This window comes from Salinicola sp. DM10, assembly GCF_017306975.2.
Classification (GTDB): Bacteria; Pseudomonadota; Gammaproteobacteria; order Pseudomonadales; family Halomonadaceae; genus Salinicola.
On record NZ_JAFLEN020000001.1, the window covers coordinates 1,626,032 to 1,639,712 of the forward strand.

12 protein-coding genes are annotated in these 13,681 nt (G+C 67.0%); 11 read left to right on the forward strand and 1 reads right to left on the reverse strand.

What is annotated here, in order from left to right:
* The first annotated feature begins 8 nt into the window (after nt 1-8).
* From hslU to ppk1, 11 genes are all read left to right on the forward strand, one after another.
* Complete coding sequence (hslU, locus tag J0A90_RS07210) at nt 9-1,382, forward strand: ATP-dependent protease ATPase subunit HslU (protein ID WP_051896335.1); 1,374 nt, start codon at nt 9-11, stop codon at nt 1,380-1,382.
* 344 nt (nt 1,383-1,726) lie between these two features.
* Nucleotides 1,727-2,110 (forward strand): gamma-butyrobetaine hydroxylase-like domain-containing protein, encoded by a 384-nt coding sequence (locus tag J0A90_RS07215; protein ID WP_207033097.1) that lies wholly within the window; start codon nt 1,727-1,729, stop codon nt 2,108-2,110.
* Between the two features lie 154 nt (nt 2,111-2,264).
* Nucleotides 2,265-3,011 (forward strand): bifunctional demethylmenaquinone methyltransferase/2-methoxy-6-polyprenyl-1,4-benzoquinol methylase UbiE, encoded by a 747-nt coding sequence (gene ubiE / locus J0A90_RS07220; RefSeq protein ID WP_035475680.1) that lies wholly within the window; start codon nt 2,265-2,267, stop codon nt 3,009-3,011.
* Nucleotides 3,012-3,013: 2 nt separating this feature from the next.
* Entirely contained in the window at nt 3,014-3,664 is a 651-nt protein-coding gene (locus J0A90_RS07225; RefSeq protein ID WP_207033099.1) for an SCP2 domain-containing protein, read from the forward strand.
* Entirely contained in the window at nt 3,661-5,283 is a 1,623-nt protein-coding gene (gene ubiB, locus J0A90_RS07230; protein ID WP_207033101.1) for a ubiquinone biosynthesis regulatory protein kinase UbiB, read from the forward strand. The genes J0A90_RS07225 and ubiB overlap by 4 nt, the downstream gene beginning before the upstream one ends.
* A gap of 63 nt (nt 5,284-5,346) precedes the next feature.
* Entirely contained in the window at nt 5,347-5,688 is a 342-nt protein-coding gene (locus J0A90_RS07235; protein ID WP_035475685.1) for a phosphoribosyl-ATP diphosphatase, read from the forward strand.
* Between the two features lie 57 nt (nt 5,689-5,745).
* Complete coding sequence (gene tatA, locus J0A90_RS07240; protein WP_035475688.1) at nt 5,746-6,015, forward strand: Sec-independent protein translocase subunit TatA; 270 nt, start codon at nt 5,746-5,748, stop codon at nt 6,013-6,015.
* Between the two features lie 6 nt (nt 6,016-6,021).
* Complete coding sequence (gene tatB, locus J0A90_RS07245; protein WP_207033103.1) at nt 6,022-6,528, forward strand: Sec-independent protein translocase protein TatB; 507 nt, start codon at nt 6,022-6,024, stop codon at nt 6,526-6,528.
* The gene (gene tatC / locus J0A90_RS07250; protein WP_207033105.1) at nt 6,525-7,292 is read left to right on the forward strand and encodes a twin-arginine translocase subunit TatC; all 768 of its coding nucleotides are present in this window, start codon (nt 6,525-6,527) and stop codon (nt 7,290-7,292) included. The genes tatB and tatC overlap by 4 nt, the downstream gene beginning before the upstream one ends.
* 271 nt (nt 7,293-7,563) lie before the next feature.
* On the forward strand, nt 7,564-8,571 hold the full coding sequence (hemB, locus tag J0A90_RS07255; RefSeq protein WP_207033107.1) for a porphobilinogen synthase: 1,008 nt from the start codon (nt 7,564-7,566) through the stop codon (nt 8,569-8,571).
* A 52-nt stretch (nt 8,572-8,623) separates the two neighbouring features.
* A complete protein-coding gene (ppk1, locus tag J0A90_RS07260) occupies nt 8,624-10,831 on the forward strand; it encodes a polyphosphate kinase 1 (protein ID WP_233076583.1) in 2,208 nt (735 codons plus the stop codon).
* Nucleotides 10,832-11,245: 414 nt separating this feature from the next.
* Here ppk1 and J0A90_RS07265 read toward each other — a convergent pair whose 3' ends face one another.
* Complete coding sequence (locus J0A90_RS07265; protein ID WP_207033109.1) at nt 11,246-13,438, reverse strand: PhoX family phosphatase; 2,193 nt, start codon at nt 13,436-13,438, stop codon at nt 11,246-11,248.
* Nucleotides 13,439-13,681 lie beyond the last annotated feature (243 nt).

Below are 13,681 nucleotides of genomic sequence, written 5' to 3' on the forward strand. Positions count from 1 at the left end.
CGAGTGCCATGACCCAGGATACCCAGAACGCCCTCCCGGCACCGACCGACACCCAGTCGGCGATGACCCCACGCGAGATCGTCCATTCGCTGGACCAGTACATCATCGGCCAGCACGACGCCAAGCGCGCGGTGGCGATCGCCCTGCGCAATCGCTGGCGCCGCATGCGCCTGGACGCCGACATGCGCGGCGAGATCGTGCCCAAGAACATTCTGATGATCGGCCCCACCGGCGTGGGCAAGACCGAGATCGCGCGACGCCTGGCCAAGCTCGCCGGCGCCCCCTTCCTCAAGGTCGAGGCGACCAAGTTCACCGAGGTCGGCTACGTCGGCCGCGACGTCGAGTCGATCGTGCGCGACCTGATGGAAATGTCGATCAAGATGGTGCGCGAGCAGGCCAAGACCGAGGTCCGCAACAAGGCCCAGGATGCCGCCGAGGAGCGCATTCTCGACGCCCTGCTGCCGCGCCCCCGGGGCAGCGAGTACGACAGCGGCCGCGACGACTCCGGCACGCGCCAGGTATTCCGCAAGAAACTGCGCGAAGGCCAGCTCGACGACAAGGAGATCGATATCGAGGTCACCCCGGCGAGCCAGGGCATCGACATCATGACCCCGCCGGGTATGGAGGAGATGACCAACCAGCTGCAGAGCCTGTTCGCCAACATGGGCAAGCAGAAGACCGAGAGCCGCCGGGTCACGGTCAAGGAGGCGTGGAAGCTGCTGCAGGACGAGGAAGCCGCCAAGCTGGTCAACGAAGAGGAGATCAAGCAGCGCGCGCTGGAAGCGGTGGAGCAGAACGGCATCGTGTTCCTCGACGAGATCGACAAGGTCGCCAAGCGCGGCGAGTCCGGCGGCAGCGGCGGCGATGTCTCCCGCGAGGGCGTGCAGCGTGACCTGCTGCCGCTGATCGAGGGCTCCACCGTCTCCACCAAGCACGGCATGGTGCGCACCGATCATATCCTGTTCATCGCCTCCGGCGCCTTCCACCTCTCCAAGCCGTCGGACCTGATCCCCGAGCTGCAGGGGCGCCTGCCGATCCGGGTCGAACTCACCGCCCTGACCCCGGACGACTTCAAGCGCATCCTGACCGAGCCCTCGGCGGCGCTGACCAAGCAGTATCAGGCACTGCTCGGCACCGAAGGGCTGGAGGTGCAGTTCACCGAAGACGGCATCGCGCGGATCGCCGAGATCGCCTGGCAGGTCAACGACGGCACCGAGAACATCGGCGCACGCCGCCTGCACACGGTGATGGAGCGGCTGCTCGAGGAGGCCTCCTACCAGGGCGGCGACTTCGCAAGCCCCTTGGTGGTGGATGGCGCCTACGTCGACGCCCAGCTCGGCGAGCTGGCGGTGGACGAGGATCTGTCGCGCTATATTCTGTAATCCCGAGCGCCGCGGGCATGCCAAGCGCGTGCCCGCGGAGGCGATCATGACGCTGGTCTCGACGCCCGCTGGACTCGATACACATAGCGCCTATTTCCAGACCCTCTGACGATGGGCACCGGGGGCAGGGTACAGCGAGGGTCCTTTGCCAGGGATGGCAAAGGTAGCGCCCAGGGAGGGGTTCACAGCGCCCTCGCGACGCCCTGCCACCGGATGGGCCCACGTCTTCTAGCGGTTGTGAAAGGCGTTTTATGGCCTGCGACGTCTCGGAGCCTGCGGGCGTCGTGCATCGCGCCGCTCGCTTTCTTCCCATCGGCGCCTGCCCCGCGCCAGGAGGTTTCGCCATGTCCGCCCCCGTCCCCACCCGTGTGCACTACCACAAGCGTAACCGTGAGCTCGAACTCGGCTATGCCGACGGCAGCAGCTACCGCCTGGCGATCGAGCTGCTGCGGGTCTACTCGCCCTCGGCCGAGGTCCAGGGACACCACCCCAGCGAAGCGGTACTACAGACCGGCAAGCGCCACGTCGGGCTGCTCGACGTCACTCAGGCCGGGCGCTATGCGCTCAAGCTGCACTTCGACGACGGCCACGACAGCGGCCTCTATACCTGGGACTACCTTTACGAGCTGGCGACCCAGCAGGAGGCACGCTGGGCCGACTACCTGGCGCGGCTGGCACAGGCCGGGGCCTCGCGCGAGCCGAGCACGATCCAGATCCATCAGGTGTGAAGGCGCGGCGCCGCGGCGCAAAGACAAGGCCCGGGCCAGACGCTACAATGCACCATCGACCGAGTCAGCGAAGACTCGACCCGCCTGCCCTCGCCGCGGCCGCCGTCGACGGCGTTCGCGCAGCGATCTACAGCGTCTTTTCGGGGAGAAGCACATGGACAAGCGCACGACCGACTTCGGCTACGAGCAGGTCGCAGTCGAGGAGAAGGCCGCCCGGGTGGCGGACGTCTTCCATTCGGTGGCCGCGCGCTACGACGTGATGAACGACCTGATGTCGTTGGGTATCCATCGGCTGTGGAAACATCTCACCCTGGAACGCAGCGGCGTCCGTGCCGGCCACCGGGTGCTCGATATCGCCGGCGGCACCGGCGACCTGACGCGCCAGTTCGCCAAGCGTGTCGGCCCCAGCGGCCGAGTGGTATTGGCCGATATCAACGCCTCGATGCTGCGGGTCGGGCGCGACAAGCTGATCGACAGCGGCGTCGGTGACAACGTCGAGTACGTGCAGGCCAACGCCGAGAGTCTGCCGTTCCCCGACAACAGTTTTCACTGCATCACCATCGCCTTCGGCCTGCGCAACGTCACCGACAAGGACGCCGCGCTGCGTTCGATGACCCGCGTGCTTAAGCCCGGCGGGCGCCTGCTGGTGCTGGAGTTCTCCAAGCCGGTCAACGGCCTGCTCTCCAAGGCCTACGACCAGTACTCGTTCCGGGTACTGCCGCAGGTCGGGCGGCTGGTCGCCAACGACGCCGACAGCTACCGCTATCTGGCCGAGTCGATCCGCATGCACCCGGACCAGGAGACGCTCAAGGGCATGATGCAGGCCGCCGGACTCGAACGCGTCGAGTACACCAACATGACCGGGGGCATCGTCGCCCTGCACCGCGGCATCAAGCTCTGAGCATGGCTGGCGTGGTCGACAACTTCACGCTGGTGGCCGCGGAGCGGGCCATCGCGCGTCTGCTGGCGCGGGATCCGGCGACGCCTGCGCGCCTGCGCGCCCTTGACGGCCGCAGCCTGCGCCTGGTGAGCAAGGCACCGCCGCTGGCGCTGCGGGTGAGCTTCACCGACACCGGCATACGCCTCTCCCGTGTCAGCGACTGGCAGCAGCACGACGACCTGGTGATCGGCGTCGACCGTCGCGTGCTCGAGCGCTGGGTCGCCGGCGATTCGCTGGAACGGCTGCTGTTCAACGGCGATCTCGACGTTAGCGGCGATACCGGCATGCTGGCGCCACTACAGGCGCTGCTGCTCGATCTCGACCTCGACTGGGAGGGCGCGCTGGCCCAGGCCCTCGGCGCCACACCGGCCCACGGCCTGGCCCGCGCGCTCGGCTACCTGACCCGCCAGGCGCGAGCCAGCGCCGGCGAGTGGCGGCAGGACTGGCGCGAGTATCTGTTCGAGGAAGCGCGGCTGATGGCCGGGCAGGATCAGCTCGAGGTTGCGCGTGATGCTCTGAGCGCACTGCGGCTGCGCGTCGATCGGCTCTCGGCACGGGTCACCCGTCTCGAGCGCCAACACACGGCCAGTGCCGCACAGGAGCCGCGCCCATGAGTCTGCGGCTTTTGCGTATCGCCTGGACCGTCTCACGCTACCGTCTCGATACCCTGGTGCCCCAGGAGCGCCTGCCGCCGGTGCTGCGCTGGCTGTGGCGCTTCGCTCCGGCGCGGCTCATCCCCACCGGCAGCCACACCCGCGGCGAGCGGCTGCGGCTGGCGCTGGAGTCGTTGGGGCCGATCTTCGTCAAGTTCGGCCAGATGCTCTCGACCCGGCGCGATCTGCTGCCGCCGGACATCGCCGACGAGCTCAAGCGGCTGCAGGACCAGGTGCCGCCGTTCCCCGGCGAGACCGCCCGCGCCATGGTCGAGAAGGAGCTGGGCAAGCCGGTCGCCGAGGCCTTTGCCAGCTTCGATACCGAGCCCATGGCCTCGGCCTCGATCGCCCAGGTACATGCCGCCGAGCTGCACAGCGGCGAGCGGGTGGTGGTCAAGATCATCCGTCCGGGTATCGAGCGCACCATGCGCGAGGACATCGGCCTGCTCTATACCTTCGCTCGGCTGCTGCGCCGGGTGCCGGAGGCGCGCCGTCTGCGCCCGGTCGAGGTGGTCGAGGACTACGAAGCGACGCTGTTCGACGAGCTCGACCTCAACAAGGAGGCGGCCAACACCTCGCAGCTCAAGCGCAACTTCCAGAGCTCACCGCTGCTCTACGTGCCCAGCATCTACTGGTCGCTGACCCATCGTCAGGTGATGGTACAGGAGCGCATCGAGGGCATTCCGGTGGCCGACGTGGAGGCGCTCAAGGCCCAGGGCACCGATCTCAAGAAGCTCGCCGAGCGCGGCGTGGAGATCTTCTTCACCCAGGTGTTCCGCGACAACTTCTTCCACGCCGACATGCACCCCGGCAACATCTTCGTCTCCCGCGAGAACCCCACCGAGCCGCGCTATATCGCCATCGACTGCGGCATCGTCGGCAGTCTCACCCGGGAAGACCAGGACTACCTGGCGCGCAACCTGCTGGCCTTCTTCCGCCAGGACTACTACGAGGTGGCGGTGCTGCACATCGAGTCCGGCTGGGTCGGCGAAGGTACCCGGGCCAACGAGTTCGCCTCGGCGATCCGTGCGGTGTGCGAGCCGATCCTGGAGAAGCCGCTCAAGGACATCTCCTTCGGCCAGGTGCTGCTGGGCCTGTTCCAGACCGCGCGGCGCTTCCACATGGAGGTGCAGCCGCAGCTGGTGCTGCTGCAGAAGACCCTGCTCAATATCGAAGGGCTGGGGCGCCAGCTCTATCCGGATCTCGATCTGTGGAGCACCGCGCGGCCCTACCTCGAGCGCTGGATGCGCGAGCGTGCCGGTCCCAAGGGCTTCTGGGAGACGCTCAAGAAGCACGCCCCGGAGTTGGCCCATCAGTTGCCGGAGCTGCCGGTGCTGGCGCATCAGGCGCTCTCCGAGCGCGACGAGCAGCGCCGCCAGCGGCGCCAGCAGACCGCCGCGCTGAGTGGCCTGCAGCAGCGCTTCGAACGTGCCAGCGCGCGCGCCCGACGGCTGCGCCTGGGGCTCTTGATGCTGGCGCTGGCGCTGGGCTGGCAGCCGATGCTCGGCTGGGCCGAACAGCAGCCGTGGCCGGTGGTGGTCGCCGCCGTGCTGGGGGTGGCGCTGCTCGCCTGGCGCTGAGCGCGGGCCGCCCACGGCGGCCGCGCCTGCGAACCGCTTATTCAGACTCAGGATTGTCATCTCATGAGTGATACTCTCGAACGATTGGCCGCCGTGCTCGCCGAGCGCCGTGACGCCGACCCGCAAAGCTCCTACGTCGCACAGCTTCATCACCGGGGTCTCAACAAGATCCTGGAGAAGGTGGGCGAAGAGGCCACCGAGACGCTGCTTGCCGCCAAGGACGTCAAGGCCGATGATGAGCAGAGTCGGCAGGCACTCGTCGGTGAAGTCGCCGATCTGTGGTTCCACAGTCTGGTCATGCTCTCGCATCTGGAGGTCGACCATCGTGCCGTGCTCGACGAGCTGGCTCGACGCTTCGGCGTCTCCGGCCTGGACGAGAAGGCGGCGCGGCAGCCAAGCCGGTAAGCTCTATCAAGCATCAATCGTGTAAGCGCCTCGGCGCACGCCTCAAGGAGTAAGGTTATGTTGGGTGGTATCAGTATCTGGCAGCTGCTGATCGTGCTCGGGATCATCATCTTGATCTTCGGCACCAAGAAACTGCGCAACGTCGGCAGCGATCTGGGCGGCGCGGTGAAGGGGTTCAAGAAAGCGATGCACGACGAGGACGACAAGGAGAAGGCGGACAGCACCTCTCAGCAGCGCATCGACCACTCCCAGCAGGCGTCCCAGGACAGCCGCTTCGATAGCGACGAGATCAAGTCGGGCGCCGACGACAAGGCCGAGCGCAAGTAAGCGGCGATGTTCGATATCGGCTTTTTCGAACTGCTGCTGATCGGCATCGTCGGCCTGCTGGTGCTGGGGCCGGAGCGCCTGCCTATCGCCGCCCGCACCGCCGGGCTGTGGATCGGCCGCATTCGCCGCAGCGTCACCAACATGCAGCGCGAGATCACCTCCCAGCTGGAGGCGGAAGAGCTGCGTCAGAAACTCGCCGAGCAGCAGCGCAAGCTCGACGAAGGGGTCGGCCGGGTCAGGCAGGAGGTCGAGCAGGGCCAGCGCCAGCTCGACGAGGGCGTGGGCCGGGCTCGTCACGCGGTCGAGAAGTCCCTCGACAGCGGTACAGCTCACCGCAGCAGCGACGAAGCCCGCCCCGGTACGGCACTTGCCACAGCAACCGATTCGACGCCGGCCGACGCCGCGATGCCCCCGGCCGATTCGCCGAGACCCGCCGATCCCTCGCCGCCAGCCGCGGACGAACCGCACCCGCCGGCGAGCGGTACCGAGGACAAGGATTCGAGTAGCCGATGAGTGACGCCTCACGCCCACCGGAGGAAGAGCAGCCGCAGGCCCCGCTGATCGAGCATCTCATCGAACTGCGCTCGCGCCTGATGAAGGCGGTGATCGTGGTGATCGCCATCTTCGCCGTGCTCTACGCCTTCTCCAACGATATCTACCGTTTTGTCGCCGAGCCGTTGATCGCGTTGCTGCCGGCGGGCTCGCGCATGATCGCCACCGAGGTGACCTCGCCGTTCCTGGCGCCGTTCAAGCTCACCATGGTGGTCTCGATCTTCGCCGCCGTACCGGTGATCCTGTATCAGGCCTGGGCCTTTATCGCCCCGGGGCTCTACCGCCACGAGAAGGCCATCGCCTTTCCGCTGCTGGCATCGAGCATCGTGCTGTTCTATTGCGGCGCGGCCTTCGCCTACTACGTGGTGTTTCCGCTGCTGTTCAGCTTCTTTGTCCACACCGGCCCGCAGGACGTGCAGGTGATGACGGACATCAACGCCTATCTCAATTTCGTGCTGAAGATGTTCTTCGCCTTCGGCGTGGCGTTCGAGATCCCCATCGCCACCTTTCTGCTGATCTGGACCGGCATCACCGACGTCAAGAGCCTGACCAAGAAGCGTCCCTACGTGATCCTGATCTGCTTCGTCGTCGGCATGCTGCTGACCCCGCCGGACGTCATCTCGCAGAGCCTGCTGGCGGTGCCGATGTGGCTGCTGTTCGAAGTCGGCATTGTGTTCGCACGCCTGGTACGCCGGCGCCGCGCCCACGTCGACGCAGACGCCTAGCGCCGACCTGGCGGTCCGATCACCGCCCGGGACTCGATGGCCGTGGCCGATGAGTCCCGCGCGGCCGCTCTCTCCGTTTACTTCTCTCCACCCCGTTCTCTCCGTTTCATTCTCTCCGCCCGGTTCTCTCCGCCCTGTCCGGCACAGGGTTGTTATACTGGGCAGACCCCATGATGCTCATGTCATCGTTTTGTCATTCGACGCTGATAGCGTTGCCTTCGGCGTCGCGGGGCGGTGTCACACCCGTCTCGTCGCTTCTGTGGAGATTCCCATGCGTCATTCTCTGTCCCGTCAGTACCCCGCCACCCGGATGCGTCGACTGCGCAAGCGTGAGTTCTCCCGCCGCCTGGCGCGGGAGTCGGCCCTGACCACGGACGATCTGATCCTGCCGGTGTTCGTGCTCGACGGCGAGAATCGCCGCGAGGCGGTCCCCTCGATGCCCGGCGTCGAGCGGCTATCGATCGACGAGCTGCTGCGCGAAACCGAAGAGCTGGTGGCGCTGGGAATTCCGGCGATCGACCTGTTTCCGTTCACCCCGCCGGAGAAGAAGAGCGCCGACGGTGCCGAGGCTTGGAATCCGGACGGGGTCATCCAGCGCGCCATCCGCGCGCTGCGCGAGCGCTTCCCCGAGCTCGGCATCATCACCGACGTGGCGCTCGACCCCTACACCACCCACGGCCAGGACGGCATTCCCGACGAGCACGGCTACCTGCAGAACGATCGCACCATCGAGGCGCTGATCAAGCAGGCGCTGTCCCACGCCGAGGCCGGCGCCGACGTGATCTCGCCGTCCGACATGATGGATGGCCGCATCGGCGAGATTCGCGCCACCTTCGAGCGTGAAGGGCTCCACGAGACCCAGATCATGGCCTACTCGGCCAAGTACGCCTCGAAGTACTACGGCCCCTTCCGCGACGCCATCGGCTCCAGCGGCAATCTGGGTAAGGCCGACAAGTTCAGCTACCAGATGGACCCGGCCAACACCAACGAGGCGCTCCACGAGACCGCCCTCGACATCCAGGAGGGTGCCGACATGGTGATGGTCAAGCCGGGCATGCCCTATCTGGACGTGGTCCAGCGGGTCAAGGAATCCTTCGGCGTGCCGACATTCGTGTATCAGGTGAGCGGCGAATACGCGATGCACATGGCCGCCTTCGAGAAGGGCTGGCTCGACGCCGACAGCGTGATCCTGGAGTCGCTCACCTGCTTCAAGCGGGCCGGTGCCGACGGCATTCTCACCTATTTCGCCAAGCGCGCAGCGCAACTAATCAACGCCTGACCACCGCGGGCGCGTCCGCCCGGGTGCGGGACATCATTGTGGAGAGCAGTCGATGACGGACACCCAGGACACGCCCGGCCCAGGTCGAGAACTCGCCAGCCCCGCCGGGCTGGTCGACGACGGCAGTTCGCCGCCCCTGCGGGTCAACCGCACCCGCAAGGGCATCCATGCCAAGGCGACCCCCTCGCCACAGGCGGACCTGAGCGACCCCACGCTCTATTTCAACCGCGAGCTGTCGCACCTGCAGTTCAATATCCGCGTGCTCGAGCAGTCGCTGGACCCCTCGCATCCGCTGCTCAACCGGCTGATGTTCCTGCTGATCTTCTCCTCCAATCTGGACGAGTTCTTCGAGATCCGGGTCGCCGGCCTCAAGCACCAGCTGGCGCTGGCCAACGAAGAGGTGGGCGCCGACGGCCTGCCCCCGGCGCGCACGCTGGAAGAGATCTCGCGCATCGCCCACGAGCAGGTCGACCGCCAGTACCATATTCTCAACGACGCTCTGGTGCCGGCGCTGGAGGAGCAGAACATCCGCTTCCGCCGCCGTTCACAGTGGACGCCGGCCCAGGCGGCCTGGGTCGCCGACTACTTCGAGGAGGAGATCGCGCCGGTGATCAGCCCGATCGGGCTGGACCCCTCGCACCCCTTCCCGCGGCTGGTCAACAAGAGCCTCAACTTCATCGTCGAACTCGACGGCACCGACGCCTTCGGCCGCGAGGGGGGGCTTGCGATCCTGCCCGCGCCGCGCTCGCTGCCGCGCCTGATCCGCCTGCCCGAAGCGCTGTGCGAGGCGGGCTTCACCGATTATGTGTTCCTGTCGTCGATGATCCACGCCCATGCCCATGAGGTGTTCCCGGGCATGGAGGTGGAGGGCTGCTATCAGTTCCGCCTGACCCGCAACGCCGATCTCTCGGTCGATCCGGAAGAGGTCTCGGACCTGGCCTCGGCGCTGCGCGGCGAGCTCTTGGCGCGGCGCTACGGCAGCGGCGTGCGTCTGGAGGTGGCCGACAACTGCCCGGACAACCTGATCGACTTCCTGCTCAAGCAGTTCGAGCTCGGCGAGGCGGATCTCTATCGGGTCAACGGGCCGGTCAACCTGACCCGGCTGATGTCGGTGCTGGATGACGTCCAGCGCCCCGACCTGCGCTACCGCTCCTTCACCCCGGGGCTGCCCAAGCAGGTGCGTGGCGACGTCAATCTGTTCTCGATGATCAGCCAGGGCGATATCCTGCTGCACCACCCGTTCCAGTCGTTCACCCCGGTCGAGGAGCTGCTGCGCCAGGCCGCCCGCGACAGCGACGTGATGGCGATCAAGCAGACGCTCTACCGCACCGGCGCCGACTCCTCGATCGTCAGCGCCCTGGTAGAAGCGGCGCGTGGCGGCAAGGAAGTGACCGTGGTGATCGAGCTGCGGGCACGCTTCGACGAGGCCGACAACCTGGCGCTGGCCTCGCGCCTGCAGGAGGCCGGCGCCATCGTCATCTACGGGGTGATGGCCTACAAGACCCACGCCAAGATGATGCATATCGTGCGCCGCGAGAAGGGTGAGCTGCGCCACTACGCCCACCTCGGCACCGGCAACTACCACGCCAAGACCGCCAAGCTCTACACCGACTACAGCCTGATGACCGCCAACGAGGCGCTCTGCGAGGACGTCCACCGCGTCTTCCAGCAGCTCTCCGGCATGGGCAAGCCGCGCAAGATCAATACCCTGCTGCACGCGCCCTTCACCCTCCACGACACCCTGGTGGCGATGATCGAGCGCGAGGCCAAGCTGGCCGAGAGCGGCAAGAAGGCGCGCCTGGTGATCAAGTGCAACGCCATCACCGAGCCCAAGCTGATCCGCGCCCTCTACCGCGCCTCCCAGGCTGGCGTGCGCTGCGATCTGATCATCCGCGGCATGTGCTGCCTGCGCCCCGGCGTCCCGGGCATCTCCGAGAACATCAGCGTGCGCTCGATCATCGGCCGCTTCCTCGAACACACCCGGGTCTACTACTTCAGCAACGACGGTGCCCACGAGGTGTGGTGCTCCAGCGCCGACGCCATGGAGCGCAACATGTTCCACCGCGTCGAGACCTGTTTCCCGCTGCTCGACAAGAAGGTCGCCCAGCAGGTGCGCAAGGATCTCGACACCTACCTGCTCGACAACTGCCAGAGCTGGGTGCTCGACAGCGAGGGCCAGTACCACCTGCAGGAGAGTGGAGACGCCGAGCCGATCAGCGCCCAGGAAACCCTGCTCTACGCTTACGCCAGCCAGGCCTGAGACGACAGTCGCCGCGCCCGCCGGCGCGGCGACCGGCCTGCCACAACGCGTCCGCCAGCCAGCCACTCGGCAAGCCTGTCACAGCCGATAGCCGAAGTCGGCTTATCCGGCGCCAGGGGGCGGGGTTGGCAATGGGCGCTCAGCCCTCGCCCGATCCAGCACCATCGATCATCTCTACCGCTCGTCAGATCGATCCGCCTGTGTTCTCACGTCGGTGTCGCCACGTCTGTGTCATCAGGTGTGTGTTCTGGCGCCGCCGTTCCTCTCCGCTGCTGCTCGCGTCGCGAGCACTCAGATCCCGCCTCCCCGGACCATCGGGTCACGCTGAATGCGCGCCCTGAACGAAAAAGGGCCGCGCAGTGCGCGGCCCTGGGCTCGAACGACGAGCGAGTTGCGTGACGGTATCTCCGCAGATCAGACCGCGATCTCGCCGCCATCACGCTTGCGGATCACCACGGTGGCGGCACGCGCGCGCACGCTGCCCGACTCCGGAATGGCGACCGTGGCATCCTGCACGTTGGCGTCAGGATCGGCCGGCCAGTTGCCCGGGTGCTGGATGTTGATGAACAGCGAGGTCTTGTCCGGCGTGGCGAAGATACCGGTCACTTCGCAGCCGTTGGGACCGACGGCGAAGCGCTTGAGCTGGGCCTGGTCGGCGGCATCGATCACCGCCTTGTCCCCCGGGCCGCGGCTGACGTTGCCCGGCACCACCGCCAGCACCTGGTCGTTGGTGTAGTCGGTGACACCCTCGTAGCCGTTGTCGGTCTCGATCCACAGAATGCCGCGGCCATCGCCGCGATCGTCGTACCACAGGCCATCGGGGCTGGCGAACTGGTTGAGCTCGGTGAGCCCCGAGAAGTTGTCGGGATCATTCTCGGCGGCGCCGAACACGAACACTTCCCACTCGAAGTTGGTGCCAGCCGGCGACGGCTCGCGCCAGCGAATGACCTGGCCGCCCTCGTTGTCGGGCCGCGGGTTGGCGGCGTTGACCGGGGCCGTGGCGTAGCCCACGCCGAGCGCCTCGATGTCGCTGCCCCCGTTGGTGTAGGTGGCGGCGGTGCCCTCGGCGGTGCGCTTGGAGTTGTTGGTGAGAGTCATGTAGACCTCGCCCGAGGAGGGGTCGACGGTGCCCCACTCGGGGCGGTCCATCGGCGTCGCGCCCATGAAGTCGGCGGCGTCACAGGTGTTGATGATGACCCCGGCGAGATCGCGCTCGTTGGCCAGATTGAGCGCCTGCCACAGCGGCCGCCCGTTCTGGGTGGTGGCGTCCGGGGTCAGCGGCAGCCAGTCGCCGCTGCCATCGGCGTTGAAGCGCGCCACGTAGAGAGTGCCCTCATCGAGGTACTTGGAGCCGATCGCCAGGCGGTCGTAGTCCTGGCCCGGGCGATTGGCGTCCTGGGGGTCCCACTTGGCCTTGGAGACGAACTTGTAGATGTACTCGTTGCGCGAATCGTGGCCGGAGTAGAACACCACCGGCTCGCCCTCGATCACCTTGCCCGGCCAGCAGCCCTCGTGGCGGAAGCGGCCGATATGGGTGCGCTTGAGCGCGGCAGCCTCGGTGCCCACGCTGGCGGTGTTGCCGTAGGGGTCGATCTCCACCACGTAGCCGAAGGTGCGCGGCTCGTTGCGGTAGTCGCCGGCGGCGGAAGCCGCGCTCGGCGTGGCATTGAAGCGTGCGAATTCACCGTTGGTGCCGCCCTGGGCGGTCTCCCAGCCGTAGCGCCCGCGGCCCTCGGGCAGGCCCAGGCGCTCGTCGTCAGGATAACGGTCGCTCGACTTGGTGAAGACCTCGGGCCAGTTCTCCTCACAGGTGAGGTAGGTGCCCCAGGGGGTGTAGCCGTTGGCGCAGTTGTTGTTGGTGCCGCGGGTGCGGGTGCCGTTGGTGGAGTAGGCGGTGACCACGTAGTCGCTGCCGCGCACCGGGCCGGCGAGTTCGATCGGCGTGGCCGAGGTGATACGACGGTTGTAGCGCGAGCCGCGCTCTTCACGCCACTGGCCGTTGGCATCGAGCATCAGCTTGACCAGGGTCACGCCGTGGGCGTTGATCTCGGTGCGCACCTCGTCGGCCGGGCGCGCGCCTTTATCGGCATTGGTCGGGCCACCCTGAGGCGCCCACAGCGCACCCTGGTCGATGTATTCGTTGTTGAGCGCCATGATGAATTCGCGCGAGGCGCTCTCTTCGCTCAGCGCGAAGTTGTGCATGCCGTCGTGGTTCATGCCCACGCTGGCCGCCTGGTAGTCGGGCGTCACGCGCAGATCGGCCGACCAGGCGCCGACGCTGTTGTCGAGCGGCGTCCCCCAGGGGATCACCACCTGGGCGACATAGCCTTCGGGCACCACCACCCCATTGGTGCGCGAACCGCGAATCGAGGCGAACGCCAGCGCCAGCGGCGTGGCTTCTGAAGAGCCGCCGCCGGCGCTGCCGTTGTCGTTGCTATCGTCGCTGCTGCAACCGGCCAGACCGAAGCCCCCGAGCAGGCCCATGGCGGCCAGCCCGGCGCCCCCCTGCATGATGCCGCGACGCGAGACACGGCGGGAGAGTACCGACGAGAACGGCTCGTTGGTGCTCTGGTTGAGAACGCGATGATCCTCGATTTCCTTGCTCATGGGGTGTCCCCTCTCTGTGAGTGATCCACTAATGACGGTCGACTGATGCCATGGCGCCCGAGCCGGCGATGCGCGCCGCCGGCCACTTGGCGTCCCGGTGAATGCGGTCACCGGGCTGCGTTACCCGGAGGCAACTTAGAGCAGCAACGTGACAACCCCATGACGACTTGGCGGCAGCGCCGCGCCCGCTCCACGGTCACGAAACCGTCATCTCCCAGTCATTAGGATGCCGAGTCCGGCGGC

Excerpts from the sequence above, each read along its gene's own strand:
- hslU (WP_051896335.1), top strand. The coding sequence starts at position 9 with ATGACCCAGGATACCCAGAACGCCCTCCCGGCACCGACCGACACCCAG.
- J0A90_RS07215 (WP_207033097.1), top strand. The coding sequence starts at position 1,727 with ATGTCCGCCCCCGTCCCCACCCGTGTGCACTACCACAAGCGTAACCGT.
- ubiE (WP_035475680.1), top strand. The coding sequence starts at position 2,265 with ATGGACAAGCGCACGACCGACTTCGGCTACGAGCAGGTCGCAGTCGAG.
- J0A90_RS07225 (WP_207033099.1), top strand. The coding sequence starts at position 3,014 with ATGGCTGGCGTGGTCGACAACTTCACGCTGGTGGCCGCGGAGCGGGCC.
- ubiB (WP_207033101.1), top strand. The coding sequence starts at position 3,661 with ATGAGTCTGCGGCTTTTGCGTATCGCCTGGACCGTCTCACGCTACCGT.
- J0A90_RS07235 (WP_035475685.1), top strand. The coding sequence starts at position 5,347 with ATGAGTGATACTCTCGAACGATTGGCCGCCGTGCTCGCCGAGCGCCGT.
- tatA (WP_035475688.1), top strand. The coding sequence starts at position 5,746 with ATGTTGGGTGGTATCAGTATCTGGCAGCTGCTGATCGTGCTCGGGATC.
- tatB (WP_207033103.1), top strand. The coding sequence starts at position 6,022 with ATGTTCGATATCGGCTTTTTCGAACTGCTGCTGATCGGCATCGTCGGC.
- tatC (WP_207033105.1), top strand. The coding sequence starts at position 6,525 with ATGAGTGACGCCTCACGCCCACCGGAGGAAGAGCAGCCGCAGGCCCCG.
- hemB (WP_207033107.1), top strand. The coding sequence starts at position 7,564 with ATGCGTCATTCTCTGTCCCGTCAGTACCCCGCCACCCGGATGCGTCGA.
- ppk1 (WP_233076583.1), top strand. The coding sequence starts at position 8,624 with ATGACGGACACCCAGGACACGCCCGGCCCAGGTCGAGAACTCGCCAGC.
- J0A90_RS07265 (WP_207033109.1), bottom strand. The coding sequence starts at position 13,438 with ATGAGCAAGGAAATCGAGGATCATCGCGTTCTCAACCAGAGCACCAAC.